The sequence below is a fragment of the Cellulosimicrobium composti genome (assembly GCF_009711085.1).
In the GTDB taxonomy this organism is placed as follows: domain Bacteria; phylum Actinomycetota; class Actinomycetes; order Actinomycetales; family Cellulomonadaceae; genus Cellulosimicrobium; species Cellulosimicrobium composti.
This window is the reverse complement of sequence record NZ_WMKA01000039.1, coordinates 23,768-39,094: the sequence shown is the minus strand read 5'-3', so window position 1 is coordinate 39,094 and position 15,327 is coordinate 23,768. Positions and strand designations below refer to the sequence as shown.

Here is a 15,327-nt window from a genome sequence, read left to right as displayed (position 1 = left end):
GGGACGCCGTCGCGCGGGCGTGCCGGCGACCGGCGCGGGCCGTGCGGCGGTCCGCGCGCGTGCCCGCCGCGCCGCCCCGCGACGGCTCGTCGGCGGTGTACGCGTAGTACCCGTACTCGTACGCGTTCGCGCCCGGGCCCTTGACGGGCACGCGGTTGACGACCATGCCCAGCGGGCGGACGCCCACCGTGCCGAGCGCGGAGAGCGCCGTCTCGAGCTGGTGGCGGTGCACGGTGCCGGCACCCGCCACGACGATCGCCCCGCCGACGCCCCGCGCGAGGATCGCGGCGTCGGTGACGGGCAGGAGCGGGGGCGTGTCGACGACGACGACGTCGTACTCGGCGCGCAGGCGTTCGAGGAGCCGCGTCATCGGCTCGGCGCCGAGCAGCTCGCTCGGGTTCGGCGGGATCTGCCCGGCCGTGACGACGTCCAGGTTGCCGTTGCCCCAGGGTTGCAGCGCGTCCTCGAGGCCGACCTTGCCGATGAGGACCGTCGTGAGTCCCACGGACCCCTCGATCCCGAGGTACCGGGCGACGGACGGGCGCCGCAGGTCGGCGTCGACGAGGACGACGCGCCGGCCCGCGTCGGCGAGCGTGATCGCGAGGTTGATGCTCGTCGTCGTCTTGCCCTCGCCGGGCAGGGAGGACGTCATGACGTAGGTGCGGGCGGCGGTGCCGAGCTCGAGGAACTGCAGGTTCGTGCGCAGCCGGCGGAACGCCTCGGCGCGGACCGCCAGGGGCGACTCCTGGACGATGAGCGGGTGCTCGGGCGCGTCCTCCTCGTACCCGATGACGCCGAGCACGGGCGCGTCGGTGATCGCCTCGACGTCGGCCGTCGAGCGCACGCGCGTGTCCAGGCGGTCGCGCAGCACGGCGAGCGCGACGCCGAGCGCGAGGCCGACGAGCAGCCCGAGCACGAGGTTGAGCCGGAGGTTGGGCGACGCGGGCGCGCCGGGCACCGCCGCCGCGCGGACGGTGCTGATCTGCACGGGCGAGTCGCCGCCGCCCGCGGGGGTCTCGAGCTCGCGGACCACGGTCGCGAGCGAGGCGGCCGTCGCGTTGGCGACCTCCGCGGCGAGCTGGGGCGACTTGTCGGTCGCGGTGACGTCGATGAGCGCCGTGTCGAGCGGCGAGTCGGCACGCACGCGCTGCGCGAGCGAGGCGGCGTCGTCGGTGAGGCCGAGCTCCTCGACGACGGGGTCGAGCACGCGCGGGCTCGTCGCGAGCTCGACGTACGACTTGACCTGGCGCACGGTGAAGTTGGAGCCCTGGAGCAGGTCCGTCGTCGTGTCCGAGCCCTGCACGGACACGTACACCTGGGACCGCGCCGCGTACGACGGCGTCGCGAGGAGCGAGTACGCGCCCGCGAGCGCCAGCCCGAGCGCGGCCACGACGACGACGCTCACCCACCTCTTGCGCAGCAGCAGCACGTAGTCCGCGAGCTCCATCGTCGTCCCCCTCACCGGGCCGCTCCCCCTGAGCGTCGACCCGCGACCGCCTCAATCTCGCACAGGGCCCCGGACGTCGCGACCCTGGGCACGCCCCCGCGGCGCGGGGAGTCCGCGCTCACGGCACCGCGCCTCGCGGTCACCGGCGCACCTCCCGCGCGTGCTCGCGGTACCACGCGACCGTGCGCTCGATCCCCTCGCGCAGGCCGGTCCGCGCCTCCCAGCCGGTCGCACGCAGGCGCGACACGTCGAGGCGCTTCTGCGGCGTGCCGTCCGGCATCGAGGTGTCCCAGGTCGTCGCGCCGTCGTAGCCGACGACGTCGGCGACCGTCTCGGCGATCTCGCGGATCGTCACGTCCTCGCCCGTGCCGACGTTGACCTGCACCGGGCCGTCGTAGTGCTCCAGGAGGTGCAGGCACGCGTCGGCCATGTCGTCGCTGTGCAGCAGCTCGCGGCGCGGCGTGCCCGAGCCCCAGTTCGTCACCTCGCGCGCGCCCGTGCGCACGGCCTCGTCGTAGCGGCGGACGAGCGCGGGCAGCACGTGCGACCCGGTGGGCGAGAAGTTGTCGCCCGGGCCGTAGAGGTTGGTCGGCATCGCCGAGATCCAGGGCAGCCCGTCCTGGCGCCGCACCGCCTGCACCTGGAGGATGCCCGCGATCTTCGCGATCGCGTACGCGTCGTTCGTGGGCTCGAGGTGCCCGGTGAGGAGCGCGTCCTCGGTGATCGGCTGGGGCGCGAGCCGCGGGTAGATGCACGACGACCCGAGGAACAGCAGGCGCTCGACCTCGACGGCGCGCGCAGCGTCGAGCACGTTGACCTGGATCCGCACGTTCTCGGAGAGGAAGTCGACCGGGTAGGCGGCGTTCGCCATGATCCCGCCGACCTTCGCCGCCGCGAGGACGACGTAGCGCGGGCGGTGCTCGCGGAAGAACGCGAACGTCGCGTCGCGGTTCGTGAGGTCGAGCTCTGCCGACGTGCGCCCCACGAGCCGGGAGAAGCCCGCGCGCTCGAGGCGGCGCCACACGGCCGACCCGACGAGGCCGCGGTGGCCCGCGACGTAGAACACCGCGTCGCGGTCGAGGGGCGCCGGGTCGTGCCGGACGAGGTCGCGCTCGTCGGGGGTCGTCACGCGGCCTCCCACGTGGCGAGGGCGACGCGGTCGATCCACGGCGACCCGGCATGCCCGAGGGCCTCCACGTCGGCGTCGACCATGATCCGCGCGAGCGCGCGCCCGTCGACGGTCGGCTTCCAGCCGAGCTCGGCGTGCGCCTTGCTCGGGTCCCCGACGAGCGCGTCCACCTCGCTCGGGCGCAGGTAGCGCTCGTCGAACCGCACGTGGTCCTGCCAGCGCAGGCCCACGTGCGAGAACGACTCGTCGAGGAAGTCGCGCACCGTGAGCCCGGTCCCCGTGGCGAGCACGTAGTCGTCGGGCTCGTCCGCCTGGAGCATGCGCCACATGCCCTCGACGTACTCGGCGGCGTACCCCCAGTCGCGGACCGCGTCGAGGTTGCCGAGGTACAGGTGCTCCTGGCGGCCGGCCTGGATCGCGGCGACGGCACGGGTGATCTTGCGCGTCACGAACGTCTCGCCGCGGCGCGGGGACTCGTGGTTGAACAGGATCCCGTTGACGGCGAACATCCCGTAGGCCTCGCGGTAGTTCTTCGTGATCCAGTACGCGTAGAGCTTGGCGGCCGCGTACGGCGAGCGCGGGTGGAACGGGGTGGTCTCGTCCTGCGGCGGCGGCGTGGCCCCGTACAGCTCCGACGACGACGCCTGGTAGTAGCGCGTGTCCACGCCCGCGAGGCGCACCGCCTCCAGGAGGCGGATGGCGCCCGTGCCGGTCGTGTCGGCCGTGTGCTCCGGCTCGTCGAACGACACGCGCACGTGCGACTGCGCCGCGAGGTTGTACACCTCGTCAGGCCGGATCTGCGAGATGAGCGTCACGAGGCGCGCGCCGTCGGACAGGTCCGCGTAGTGCAGGAACAGCCGTGCGTCCTGCTCGTGGGGGTCCTGGTACAGGTGGTCGATCCGTGCCGTGTTGAACGTCGACGCGCGGCGGATCAGCCCGTGCACCTCGTAGCCCTTGAGGAGCAGCAGCTCCGCGAGGTACGAGCCGTCCTGCCCGGTGATGCCGGAGATCAGCGCCTTCTTCGTGGTCATGGGTCCCCCTCGGTCGTGCGTCGTGCGTACGTCGTGCGTGCGTCGTGCGTTCCCTCGTCGCGCCCGTCAGGCGAGCGCCGCCTGCTCGTCCTCGGCGCGGGCGGCGCGGGGCGCCGCGCGCGGGCGCACCGTGCCCCACCGCGCGAGCCAGCTCTCGAACCGCTCGACCGCGGCGTCCTCGGACAGGACCGTGCGGCGGTACCGCCGCCCCGCCTCCCCGAGCCGGTCCGCGGCCGCCGCGTCGGACGCGATCCGCAGCACCCCGTCGACGAGCGCCTCCGGGTCCTGCGGGTCCACGCGCAGCCCGGCGCCCGACGCCGCGAGCTCCTCGGCCGTCGTCGACCCCGCCGCCGTGGCGGCGAGCACGGGCCGTCCGGCGTCGAAGTACGACGTGAGCTTGCTCGGCACCGACATCTGCGACAGTCCCGCGAGCTCGTTGACGAGCAGCACGTCGGCGGCCGCGAGCGCCGCGACGAACGCGTCGTCGGGCAGCGGGTCCACGAACCCGACCGACCGGATCCCGGCGGCCGCGGCCTCCAGGTCGCGCCGGCGGCTGCCGTCGCCGAGCAGGACGAACCGCACGGGCACGCCGCGCCGGTCCACGACCCGCCCCGCCTCGACGACGTTCTCGAGCCCCTGCTTGGCCCCCTGGTTGCCCGCGTGGAGCACGACGACCTCGTCGTCGCGCCACCCGAGCGCACGGCGCGCGGCCGCGCGGTCCGTCGGGGCGCGCTCGGCGAGGTGGGTCCAGTTGCGCACGGTCGTGACCCGCTCGGCGGGGACGCCGAGGACGTGCACGAGGTGCGCGGCGAAGCGGTCGTGGATCGCGACGACGGCGTCCGACCCGCGCGCGACCGCGCGCTCGACCGCCCGGACCGCGCGCGCCGCGGTACCCGTCGCGGTGCCGGTCTCCTCGACCCCGAGCGAGTACAGGTCCTGCGTCCACAGCACGACCCGGCGCCGGCGCCCGGCGAGCCGGCCCAGCCGTGCCCGCGCCAGGGCGGCGGCCGCGGCGAACAGCGACGGCGACACGAGCAGCACGACGTCGCTCGCGGGCCAGCGCACCGCGGCCGAGCGGAGGCCGAACGACGTCTCGGCGGCGAGCCGGCGGCCCGGCGTCGGCACGCGGGGCACGTAGTGCCGCAGGCGGCGGACCCGCACCCCGTCGAGCGTCTCGCGCGAGGACCACGCCCCGTAGCCGTCGCGCACGCGCCACTCGGGGTAGTGCGGGTGCGTCGTGACGACCTCGACGTCGTGGCCCCGGGCCGCGAGGCGCCGCGCGAGCGCGGCCGTGTAGGGAGCGTTGCCCGACGGCTCGGGCGCGTAGTTCGCGCCGACCACGAGCACGCGCATCGCCCAGGCCGTAGGGTCGGCGGCAGACCGATCGTCTCGACCCTGGGGGCTGAGTTGAGCACTGACCGGAACGACCACGACGTGCCCGTCGTCCCGCTGCGGGACGCGCCCGGGGAACGCCAGGCGTGGGACCGCCCCGCGCTCGTCGTCTACCTCTGGGGCGTCGTCGAGCTGCTGCTCGTGACGAACCCCTGGCAGATCAGCTCGCGCCTGCGCGTCGCGGCGCTGCGCGCGTTCGGGGCCCGCATCGGCGACGGCGTGATCATCCGCCCCCGCACGCGCGTCCGGTTCCCCTGGAAGCTGCGCGTGGGCGACGGGTCGTGGATCGGCGAGGGCGTGTGGTTCCACAACCAGGACCTGGTCGAGGTCGGGCGCGACGTCGTCGTCTCGCAGGACACGTTCGTCACCACGGGCAGCCACCGCCACCGCACCGACATGGGGCTCGTCACCGCGCCCGTGCGCATCCGCGACGGGTCCTGGGTGACGGCGCGCTGCGTCGTGCTCGGCGGGACCGACATCGGCCGGTCCGCGCTCGTCGCCCCGGCCTCCGTCGTGCGCGGCGAGGTGCCCGACGGGCGCGTCTGGGAGGGTCGTGCTCTCACCGACCGCCGCCGGTTCTGACCGCTCGACCTGGCGGCTCATCCGCGCCTCCTCCGGGCGCGCTCGTCGAGCGCCCTGCGGTGCCGGGCCGCGTCGGCGGCGTCGAAGCGCGCGCGGACGACGCGCGCGGGCGAGCCGACGGCGATCGAGTACGGCGGGAGGTCGCCGGTGACGACCGACCCCGCGCCCACGATCGTGCCCTCGCCGATCGTCACGCCGCTGAGCACGATCGAGCCGCCGCCGACCCAGACGTCGCGCCCGATGCGCACGGCGTCGCGCGGCGTGGCGGGCCGGTCCCCCGACCACGTGGACTCCGCGACGGGGACGCCCACCTCGTCGAACGCGTGGTCGTCACGCCCCACGACCTGCACGGCCTGGCCGATGAGCGCGAAGTCGCCGATCTCGCCGTCGACCTCGACGATCGACCACGGCCCGATCGACACGTCGTCGCCGATGACGAGCCGGTGGGGGGCGCTCACGACGGCGAAGCGCCCGAGGCGCAGGCCGCGGCCGTAGGTGACGTGCTGGCGCACGGCGAGGCGCCGCATCACCGCGCGCACGGGCCGCACGAGGACGGGCGCGAGCTGCGTCCGTGTGCCGTAGACCGGCGTCGTTCCGCTCGTCACGCGACGCTCACCTCCTGCGGGCGCTCGACCCGGGCGCCGAGGGCGTCCACGAGGCCGCGCGCCATCGACTCGGCCGAGTAGGACTCGCGGACCCAGGCCGACAGCGCGCGGTCCGGGACGCTCGCGCGGTCGTCCCACGCCGCGAGCGCCGCCGTCGCGAGCCCCTCCACGGAGTCCGTGGGGAACCACCGCACCGCGCCGTGGTCCGCGAGCTCGATCTCCGGCGAGTGCGGCTCGTCCCGCGACACGAGCGTCGGCACGCCGAACCCCGCGGCCTGCGTGAGCGACAGCCCCGCGAACCCGGGCGACACCGCCGCGAAGGCCCGCGCGTGCACGGCCCGGAGCGCGTCGACGTCGTCGACCCAGCCCGCGAACGTCACCGCGTCCTGGAGCCCCTGCTCGCGCACGAAGCGCTCGAGCTCGGGCCGCAGCTCGCCGTCCCCGACGAGCGTGAGACGCATGCCCGGGCGGGCCTGCCGGGCCACGGCGAACGCGCGGACGAGGAGGTCGACCTTCTTGGCCCGCACGAAGCGGCCCACGAACACCAGGTGGTCGCGCTCGCCGACCTCGTCGCCCGCCGGGACCCGGATGTCGTCGCGCCGGTACAGCGCGTTGGTCGCGACCCACACGGGCGAGCCCGGCAGGTCCGCGCGCGCGTCCGCGGCGTCCGCGACCGTGTAGGAGACCGTCCCGTGCGCGAGCCGGCGCATGAGGCGACGCACCGGCGCGGTCCGCGCGCCCTGCCCGGCCCGCGGGTGCACGTGGCCCCACACGAGCACCCGCCGCCCGGTCGCGCGCCGCAGCACGAGCAGCAGCCACGCGGTGAGGCTGCGGGGGTTGAGGTCGACGACGGTCGTGCCCCGGCGCAGCGCGTCGCGCCAGTGCCCGACCTGGAGGAAGGCGGCGCGGCGCACGCGCACCATGCGCACGCGCCGGTACCACCCGACGTCCGGGTCCGTGCGCACGCTCGGGTCGAGGTGCGCGTCGCTCACCCACACGGCGAGGTCGCCGGGCCAGGTCTGACGCACGATCTCGACGCACGCGCGCCGGTAGCGCGGCATCACGGCGAGGTAGAACCCTGCGCTGGCTGTCATACGCCCTCCTCGAGGGGGTCGGGGACTCGGTCCGGTCGTGCCGCGGCCGGGCGCGCGCCGGCCGGCGGAGCGTCGGGCGCGCCCCGCAGGCCCGCGGCGCGCGCGACGACGAGCGCACGCACGTCGTCGACCGCGGCCCGCGCGGCCGCGCGGTCGACGACGACCGGCTCGCCGAGCGCGGCGAGGTGCACGCGCAGGTCGTCCGGCGCCGCGGTCGAGGGCAGCACGGCGAGCGTCGTCGGCAGCTTGTCGCTCCCGGGCGTGGCGACCGGCACGACCACCGCGCCGTTGCGCGCACCGAGCAGCAGCGCGTGGAGCCGGTCGCTCACGACGACGCGCGCCGTGCGCATCGTCGCGGTCACCCGATCGAGCTGGGCACGGTGCTCCCCCTCCCACGCCACGTGCTCGATCCCGTGCTCCGCCGCGAGGCGCGCGTGCTGCGCGCCGTCGCGACGCACCTGGGTGACGAGCACGGGCCGCGTGCCGGTGCGGCGGGCCGCCTCGATCGCGCGGCGCACGAGCGCCGGGTCCACCTCGCGGTCCCCGCGGAACGACAGCACCATCGCGTCCGCCGCGCCGGTCGCGGGGCCGTCGTCCCCTGCGAGCGCGAGGTCCGGCGCGACCCGCACGCGCGGCCCGAGCACGCCGCGCGTCACGTCGTCCCGCGCGACGTACAGCGACTGGAGCCGCAGGCTCAGCCCCTCGACCGCGCGCCCCGCCCGGCCCCCGGTGCGCACCGCGCGGCCGAGCGTCATCGCCTCGCCGCGGCCGAGACGCACGAGGACCACGTTGGCGAGGTTCGCGACGCCCTTGAGCAGCGACCGGCGGTCACCGCCGAGCCGCGCGGGCCCCGGCGCGAAGACGAGCAGCGGGCGGCCGCGGCCCAGCGCCGCGCGCACGAGCCGGGCCTGGAACCGCCCCGGGCGTGTGAGGACCGTCGTGCCGTCGAGGTCGTACGACGCGCGGTAGGACGCCCCCGAGCGGCCGGCGTACACGACGACCTCGTCGCACGTCTCGCGCAGGACGCGCAGCATCTCGCGACGGATGACGACGTCGCCGAGGTTGTCCTCCTGGGCGACGACCGAGCAGAAGCCGACGACTCTCACGGGCGCACCTCCTCGCGGACCGGTGCCCCGGCCCGCGTCGGCCGCTCGTCCTCGGCCCGGTGGTGCCGCACGAGCCGGGTCGCGAGGAGCGCCGCCTGCAGCACGAGCGCGCCGCCGAACGCGACCGCGGCGCCCTCCGCACCCGCGAGGACCGCGCCGACCCCGGCACCGACGAGGCACACGGCGGACATCGCGACCGCCGCGCGCGACACGAACGCGGCGTCGCCGTAGCCCTGCAGGAGCGCGGTGCAGACCGAGGCGACGGCGCCGAAGGGCAGCGCGAGGAGCAGGATCTGCACCGGGACGACGGCCGGGCGGTACTCGTCGAGCACCGGGACCGCGTCCACGAGCGCGGGCACCCACGCCGCGAGCGCCAGGTACGCCACGGCGACGCCGGCCACGAGCCACGCGAGGTGCGTCAGGACGCGCCGGCGCGCGGCCACGCCCACGGCGCGCGTCGCGTGCGGCAGCAGCGCGAGCGCGAGCGACGTGGGGACGAGCCGCAGCGGGACCGTCGCCCGGCTCGCGAGCGAGTAGAGCCCGCCGACCACGGCTCCCCCGGTCGCCGCGACGACAGGGACGTCGAGCGTGCGCGCCTGCACCGCGACCGTGTTGACCCAGAACGGCCGGGCCTCGCGCAGCACGTGCCCGAGCGGCGCGCGCCCACCCTCCGGGAGCCGGGTACGGTTCGCCGCGTTGAGCCACGCCACGGACATGAGCGAGCCCGCGGCCATCGCGACGCCGTACGCGAGCACCGGGTCCGTCCCGGCGGCGCACAGCGCGGCGAACCCCGCCGCGGCGACCGCGCGGCGCACGACGAGGTTCGCCGTCGCGAGGGACGCGCGGCCGTCCGCGATCGCGACGCCCGCCACCGTCTCGGCGTTCCGCTCGGCCGCGGCCCAGACCGCGAGCGGCAGGACCGCCGCGCCGAGGCCGTCACCGAGGGCCGCCGTCACGAGCCACGCGGCGACCAGCGCGGCGGCGAGCAGCGGCGCCGTCGTGAGCCGGTTGAGCACGACGGCCGCCCGGACGCGCCCGTCGTCCGGCGCCTCGGCGCGCGTCCGCACGACGTACGCCGACAGGCCCAGGTCGAACACCGCCTGGAGGACGGTGAGCACCGCGACGGCCGAGCCCACGACGCCGAGCTCGGCCGGCCCGACGAGCACGGCGAGCGCCCCGAACGTCACCGCCTGGAGCGCCGCGGCCGCGAGCCTGCCGGTCGTCAGCCACGCGAACGCCCCGATCACGCTGCCTCGCGCTCAGTAGGCACCGTCACGACCCACCACCGCGCGCAGCGTCCGCAGGAGGATGAGGAGGTCCCCCGTCACGGTCCAGTTCTCCACGTAGTAGAGGTCGAGCCGCACGCTCTCCTCGAGCGTGAGGTTGTTGCGGCCGGAGACCTGCCACAGCCCGGTCAGACCGGGCTTGACCAGCAGACGACGCCCGATCTCGTCGTCGTACTGGTCGACCTCGAGCGCGACCTGCGGCCGCGGGCCGACGAGGCTCATGGACCCGCCGAGCACGTTGAACAGCTGCGGCAGCTCGTCGATCGAGTAGCGGCGCAGGAACGCCCCGACCCGGGTGACGCGCGGGTCCTGCTTGGGCTTGTAGAAGACCCCGACGTTGCCCGCGCCGAGCACGTCCTCCAGCCGGGACTCGGCGTCCACGACCATCGAGCGGAACTTCAGGACCGTGAACGGCTCGCCGCGCAGCCCGACACGCTCCTGCGTGAACAGCACCGGGCCGCGGCTCGTGAGCTTGACCGCGAGCGCCGTCACGACGAGCGGGACGGCGAAGAGCACGAGGAGGCCGAGGGCGCCGACGACGTCGAACGCCCGCTTGAGCACGTGCTGCGGACCCGAGTAGCCGGGCGCCTCGACGTGCAGGAGCGGCAGCCCCGCGACGGGCCGGGTCCGGATGCGCGGGCCCGCGACGTCGGTGAGCGCCGGCGCGAGGACGAGGTCCGCGCCCCACGGCTCGAGGTCCCACGCCAGGCGCTTGACGGTCCGGGGGGTGACGAGGTCGGACCCGGTGACCATCACCGTGTCCGCGTGCAGCGGCTCGACGAGGCGCGCCGTGTCGCCCACCTCCCCGACGACGGGCACGCCCGCCACCGTCTCGTGCGGCTCGAGCGGCCCGCCGGGGACGCACGCGCCCACGACCTCGTACCCGCTGTCCCGCGCCTCGCGGAGGCTCCCGACGAGGTGCGCGACGCCGTCGCGGCCCCCGACGACGACCGTCCGCGACCGGCACCGGCCCCGGCGACGCATCCGCACGAGCTGCCGCCGCACGGCCCACCGCCCGAGCACGAGCAGCACGAGGCCGACGGGCAGTGCGATCGCGACGTAGCCGCGCGCGAGGTCGTACCGCAGGAGGTAGGCCGCGATGGCCACGACCCCGAACACGGCGACCGTCGCGTTGACGACGCGCGTGTACTCGGGCGCGCCCGAGCCGAGGCTCCGGCCGTCCCGGGAGAACGCCGCGCGCAGCGCGCACCACCAGACGACCAGGAGCGCCGCGGAGATCGCGGCGTACTGGAGGTCCAGCGTGGTGCCGCCGATCCCGTCGAACCGCACGAGGTACGCGGTCGCGACCGCCGTCGCGACCGCGAGCGCGTCGACCACGGCGACGCGGCGCGCGAGCCGCGCCTTCCAGCCCGGGCGCCGGTACGCGCCCAGGGAGATCCGGACGAGCTGCCCGGTGTCGAAGGACGGCGCGTCGAGACGCCGTCCCGAGTCGTCGAGGTCGACGGCGTCGACCTCGTGATCCTTCTCCAACGTCATGGTGCCCCCTGCGACGTCCGTGGTCGCACGGGCCGCACGACGGCACGGCCGCCCGAGGGCGCGCTCGTACCGCCGCCCGACCGGCGGCCTGCTGAGTGTCTCCGTCACGGTCCGGGACGTCGTCGTCACGGCGACGGCCGGTCGCCGAGGCGACCGGGAGGTTCGGTCAGAGCCCTCGCCCGGGGGCGAGGGCTCGTCCCCTCAGGCCTTCGTCCCGGCGGAGCGCCGGCGGTTGCGCGCGACGAGGACCGCCGTCGTGCCGCCCGCGACGAGCAGCGCCGCGCCGCCGAGCAGGAGGACGTCGTCGGACCCGGTCTCGGCCAGTCCGCCCGACGAGACGTCGTCGCCGCCGCCCTGCGCCGAGCCGGAGCCCGAGCCGCTGCCGGCGCCGTCGGACGCGGGCACCGCGACGACCTGCTGGCTCGACAGGACGGTGCCGTCGGCGTCGGTCGCGACGAGGGAGTAGGTGCCGGGCTCCGACAGCGTCACCGCGAACGACGCGAAGCCGTTCGCGGTGTTCTTGGTGAGCGCCTTGGTGCCGGCGATGGAGATGGCGCCGTCCGCGACGTCGGGCGACGTGATGGTGAGCGTGATCGTCGGGTTGCCCGCCGGCCCGCCCACCGTGACGGTGAACGTCTGGCCGACCGAGGGCGTCGTCGTGGAGACGCCGACCTCGTACTCGTCCGCCTCGTAGGCGGTCGCGACGGCCGGTGCCGCGGCGATCGCCCCGGCCAGGAGCAGCGTGGTCGCTGCGCGTCGAAGCTTCATGTCAAAGGCCCCCTGCCTTCGTCGGTGACGCGGGGACCTCGGCCGACGGGCGTCGTCGACGCCCGTTCACGCACGTGCCCCCGCCGTGCTCCCTCAGGAGAACACACTCCCGCCGCACCCGGTAGCCGAGAGGGTGGTCGTCTCGGACCTGGAACCAGGAGTTTTCCTCACGGAAACTTCCCCGGGCTGGTTGCGGCCGCTCACGAGGTCGTAGTCGTACGTCACGGACTCCCCCGGGGCGAGCGCGACGGAGCGGGCCCCGACCACGAGCCCGTCGTGCACGTGCGAGAACAGTCCCGGGCCGTCGTCCGCCCCGGACGTCCCCCGGATCCCGCCGCCCGCCGGGGCGTACACGAGCAGGTTGGTGCGGATCGTCCCGTCCCCGCCCGCCCCCAGGACGTACTCGGGCAGGCGCGCCGCCTCGTCCGCGGTGAGCGTCGACGTGAGCGTGACGCGCAGCGTGAAGGACTGCGAGCCGTCGGGACGGCACGTGACGTCGTCGAGCGCGACCGCGGAGTCGAGGTAGTAGCCGGTCTTGGACGCGGTCGTCGCGTTGAGGTAGACGCCCACGACGGGCGACGCGGGGCCGCCCGCCGGGTCGACGCCGCGCCCCACGAGCTCGCCCGACAGGACGGTGCCCGTCAGGAGGTCCTGCTCGGTCGCGCGCGCCGACCACACGAGCAGCCGGCCCTCGCGCGCCGAGCCGGCGAGCGCGTCGACGAGTCGCGCCGGGTCGCCGGTGCCGCTCGTCAGCGCCGCGACGACCTCGCGCGCGACGAGCGCGAGCACCGCGTCCTGCTCCGACGGGTCCTCGTGGTCGCGGTACACGCCGTTGAGCAGGTACGCGGCCGCGTCGTCCTCCGTGAGCCGCAGCGCCTCGCCGTCCGGGGTGGCGACCTCCACGGGGCCCACGGCACCCAGCACTCCGGCGAGCGCGACGGGGTCCACGGCGACGACGCCGTCGACGTCCTCGCCCGTCTGCCGCAGCCACGCCTCGCGCGCGACGCGCGCCGCGCGCGGGAAGTCGGGCGTCGACGTGACGTTGAGCATGTACCGGCCGAGGTCGTCGCCGAACAGCGCGGCCTCCGCGCCGCTGAGGTCGACGATGCTCTCGGGGAGCGGGCCGAGCGCGCTCCCGGGGCGGACCTCGACGAGCGCGACGTCCCCGGCGTCGGCGCGCAGGTGCAGCACCGACCCGGCGATCCCGCCCGTCGCGCGGGGCTCGGCGTTGTTCTGCACGAGCACGAGGTAGTCGCGCGCGCCGTCGGCACCGAGCATCGCGGGGACGAGGTCGACGGCGCGCGCGGCCGTCGCCGTCTGGGACGCGACCTGGGCGAGCTCGTCGCGCAGGTCGTCCACCGCGGCGGCCAGCGGCCCCACGAGCGAGGCGGTGTCGATGCCCGCGACGCTCTCGAGCGACGCGGTGACGGCGCGGTCGGCCGCGACGACGTCGTCGCGCGCGTCGGCGAGGGGCGCGAGGTCGAGGGAGCCGCCCGACGGCGCGAGGGCGGCGGGCGAGGCGACCTCCACCGCGGCGGCGAGGCGGGGCAGCGCGTCCTGCGCGACCCGGTCGACCGCGCCGGTCACCTCGCCGAGCGCGCGGGCGTCGTCGCCGACGAGCGGGAGGGCGCGGGCGAGCATCCAGTGCGGGCCGTGCGTCGCCGCCGCCGCGAGCGCCGCGGAGCCGCGGACGTCCTCGACCGTGGCCGTCGCGTCCTGGCCGGACCGCACCTGTTCCTGGAGCACGGGGAGCCGCGCGGCCACGTCCTCGAGCGCGGCGCGGGCGCGCAGCGCGTCCACGAGGAGCCACGCGAGCCAGGCGACCACGACGACGAGCGCCAGCGCGACCGCGAGGCCCACCCGTCGGCGCAGTCGTGGCCGTCTCCTCCGCGGACGCCTCGGCGTCTCCCGCTCCGGCTCGCGTCGACCGGCCGGCGCGACCGTCGTCGCTGCGCCCGACCAGCCCGGACCCCACTCCTCGTGCACCATGCCGCCCCCCGCGACTCGCCCCCTGCGCGACGGCCCCGGCGCGCTGCCGTCGCTCGCGCTACATTACCCAGACCCACGCCCGCAGGGAGGCTCAGAGCGTGCTGTCCGTCCTCGTCGTCTGCACCGGGAACATCTGCCGCTCGCCCGCGGCGCAGCTCGTGCTCGGCGCCGCGCTCGACGACTCGGTCGTCGTGACGAGCGCCGGGACGCGGGCGGTCGTGGGCGCGCCCGTCGCCCCGCCGATGGCGCGCCTCGTCGCGCGCCGCGGACTCGACCCGGCGGCGTTCGCCGCGCGCGACCTGACGCCCGACCTCGTGCGTGCGGCGGACCTCGTGCTGACCATGACGCGCCGCCACCGGGCCGACGTGCTCGACCTCGCGCCGGCCGCGCTGCGCCGCTCGTTCCTGTTCACCGAGCTCCCGGCGATCGCCGAGGCCGTCGGGACCGGGGACCGTGCCACGACCGACGCCGCCCGCCTCGCCGCCGTCGTCGCGGCGGCCCCGCGGGCGCGGGCGGGTCTCGACCTCGCGCGCCACGCCCCGGACGTCGAGGACCCGTACGGTCGCTCCGACGAGGTGTACGAGCGCGTGCTCGGCACGATCGAGACGCAGACCGACCGGCTCGTCGCCGCGATGCGGCGGTGACCGGTCCTCCTCCCTGCCCCCTGCACGGGGAGGAGGACCGGCTGCCGTCACGGCCGGTCGGGCTCCGCGACGGCGACCACCACGACCGCTTCCCGGACGACAGGGCCGCCGCACCCCGAGAGCGGCCCCCGAGCCCGTCGTGCCACGGAGACGGGCGCGTCGTGCGGGGAGGTCCGCGGTCGCTGCACCGAGGGCGACCGACCGTCGGTCGACCGTCACCCCGGACATGGGTGCAGCGTGCACGCGGCTCGTGCGTCCCGCAGGCTGGACGTCCGTTCAGAAGCGCCCGTGATGTCCGTGACGCGGAGTATTGCCCGGCTCCCGCGCCCGGTTTGCCCGCTAGATTCACGCGCCGGGGGCCGTGGGACCGCTCACATGGCGAGACAGGGAGGGCGGGACGGGCTCACGCGCGCTCGCCGTCACCGTCGACGTCCGCCGCCAGCCCCGTCAGGGCTCGCGCGGCCGGACCGATGCGGTAGCGGCGGTCGTCGCCCTGCACGAGCCACCGGTGCGCGACGAGCGTCTGCGCGATCCGGAACGCGCCCGGACGACTCACGCCCAGGCACGCCGCCAGCTCCGCCAGGCGCATCGCGCCCGACGCGGCCACCAGCTCGACGGTGCGCACCGTGCGTGACACGGACGCGAGGATGTACGGCCCCCTGCTCGACATGCTCGCGACCCTAGGAGCGATCCCGGTCGCTCGCAGCGCGCCCGACCACCACCCGGGCGTCGGTGTCACGAGCACGCGACGACGCAC

At 76.2% G+C, this 15,327-nt stretch carries 14 protein-coding genes; 2 read left to right on the top strand and 12 right to left on the bottom strand.

Annotated features, from left to right (window positions below):
• The 4 genes from GJV82_RS20525 to GJV82_RS14630 all read right to left on the bottom strand — a co-directional run.
• Positions 1-1,462, bottom strand: a 1,462-nt coding sequence (locus tag GJV82_RS20525; protein WP_318657680.1) for a polysaccharide biosynthesis tyrosine autokinase, incomplete at its 3' end; no start/stop codon positions are given.
• A gap of 124 nt (positions 1,463-1,586) precedes the next feature.
• Entirely contained in the window at positions 1,587-2,576 is a 990-nt protein-coding gene (locus GJV82_RS14640) for a GDP-L-fucose synthase family protein (protein ID WP_034603586.1), read from the bottom strand.
• Entirely contained in the window at positions 2,573-3,607 is a 1,035-nt protein-coding gene (gene gmd / locus GJV82_RS14635) for a GDP-mannose 4,6-dehydratase (RefSeq protein WP_024839576.1), read from the bottom strand. The genes GJV82_RS14640 and gmd overlap by 4 nt, the downstream gene beginning before the upstream one ends.
• 66 nt (positions 3,608-3,673) lie before the next feature.
• A complete protein-coding gene (locus tag GJV82_RS14630) occupies positions 3,674-4,960 on the bottom strand; it encodes a glycosyltransferase (RefSeq protein WP_115942485.1) in 1,287 nt (428 codons plus the stop codon).
• Between the two features lie 54 nt (positions 4,961-5,014).
• Here GJV82_RS14630 and GJV82_RS14625 point away from each other — a divergent pair, with 54 nt between their 5' ends.
• Complete coding sequence (locus GJV82_RS14625) at positions 5,015-5,581, top strand: LbetaH domain-containing protein (RefSeq protein WP_115942484.1); 567 nt, start codon at positions 5,015-5,017, stop codon at positions 5,579-5,581.
• Between the two features lie 17 nt (positions 5,582-5,598).
• Here the strand turns inward: GJV82_RS14625 and GJV82_RS14620 are convergent, their stop codons facing one another.
• The 7 genes from GJV82_RS14620 to GJV82_RS14590 all read right to left on the bottom strand — a co-directional run bounded on the left by GJV82_RS14620 (position 5,599) and on the right by GJV82_RS14590 (position 13,797).
• Positions 5,599-6,186: an acyltransferase gene (locus GJV82_RS14620; protein ID WP_318657679.1), complete on the bottom strand. Its 588-nt coding sequence runs from the start codon at positions 6,184-6,186 to the stop codon at positions 5,599-5,601.
• Entirely contained in the window at positions 6,183-7,280 is a 1,098-nt protein-coding gene (locus GJV82_RS14615) for a glycosyltransferase (protein WP_115942483.1), read from the bottom strand. Before GJV82_RS14615 ends, GJV82_RS14620 begins: the two co-directional genes overlap by 4 nt.
• Entirely contained in the window at positions 7,277-8,386 is a 1,110-nt protein-coding gene (locus GJV82_RS14610) for a polysaccharide pyruvyl transferase family protein (RefSeq protein ID WP_155099733.1), read from the bottom strand. The genes GJV82_RS14615 and GJV82_RS14610 overlap by 4 nt, the downstream gene beginning before the upstream one ends.
• Positions 8,383-9,633: a lipopolysaccharide biosynthesis protein gene (locus tag GJV82_RS14605; RefSeq protein WP_155099732.1), complete on the bottom strand. Its 1,251-nt coding sequence runs from the start codon at positions 9,631-9,633 to the stop codon at positions 8,383-8,385. The genes GJV82_RS14610 and GJV82_RS14605 overlap by 4 nt, the downstream gene beginning before the upstream one ends.
• A 12-nt stretch (positions 9,634-9,645) precedes the next feature.
• Complete coding sequence (locus tag GJV82_RS14600) at positions 9,646-11,169, bottom strand: sugar transferase (protein WP_115942480.1); 1,524 nt, start codon at positions 11,167-11,169, stop codon at positions 9,646-9,648.
• A gap of 201 nt (positions 11,170-11,370) precedes the next feature.
• Positions 11,371-11,937, bottom strand: a complete 567-nt coding sequence (locus GJV82_RS14595; protein WP_155099731.1) for a peptidase — start codon at positions 11,935-11,937, stop codon at positions 11,371-11,373.
• A 93-nt stretch (positions 11,938-12,030) separates the two neighbouring features.
• Positions 12,031-13,797, bottom strand: a complete 1,767-nt coding sequence (locus GJV82_RS14590) for a DUF4012 domain-containing protein (RefSeq protein ID WP_196217265.1) — start codon at positions 13,795-13,797, stop codon at positions 12,031-12,033.
• Positions 13,798-14,024: 227 nt separating this feature from the next.
• Here GJV82_RS14590 and GJV82_RS14585 point away from each other — a divergent pair, with 227 nt between their 5' ends.
• A complete protein-coding gene (locus GJV82_RS14585) occupies positions 14,025-14,570 on the top strand; it encodes an arsenate reductase/protein-tyrosine-phosphatase family protein (protein ID WP_024839566.1) in 546 nt (181 codons plus the stop codon).
• Positions 14,571-14,973: 403 nt separating this feature from the next.
• Here GJV82_RS14585 and GJV82_RS19505 read toward each other — a convergent pair whose 3' ends face one another.
• Positions 14,974-15,240: a helix-turn-helix domain-containing protein gene (locus GJV82_RS19505; RefSeq protein WP_196217264.1), complete on the bottom strand. Its 267-nt coding sequence runs from the start codon at positions 15,238-15,240 to the stop codon at positions 14,974-14,976.
• Positions 15,241-15,327 lie beyond the last annotated feature (87 nt).

What these genes read in the sequence shown, in the direction of transcription:
- gmd (WP_024839576.1), bottom strand. Translation starts at nt 3,607, where the DNA reads ATGACCACGAAGAAGGCGCTGATCTCCGGCATCACCGGGCAGGACGGC.
- GJV82_RS14630 (WP_115942485.1), bottom strand. Translation starts at nt 4,960, where the DNA reads ATGCGCGTGCTCGTGGTCGGCGCGAACTACGCGCCCGAGCCGTCGGGC.
- GJV82_RS14615 (WP_115942483.1), bottom strand. Translation starts at nt 7,280, where the DNA reads ATGACAGCCAGCGCAGGGTTCTACCTCGCCGTGATGCCGCGCTACCGG.
- GJV82_RS14600 (WP_115942480.1), bottom strand. Translation starts at nt 11,169, where the DNA reads ATGACGTTGGAGAAGGATCACGAGGTCGACGCCGTCGACCTCGACGAC.
- GJV82_RS14595 (WP_155099731.1), bottom strand. Translation starts at nt 11,937, where the DNA reads ATGAAGCTTCGACGCGCAGCGACCACGCTGCTCCTGGCCGGGGCGATC.
- GJV82_RS19505 (WP_196217264.1), bottom strand. Translation starts at nt 15,240, where the DNA reads ATGTCGAGCAGGGGGCCGTACATCCTCGCGTCCGTGTCACGCACGGTG.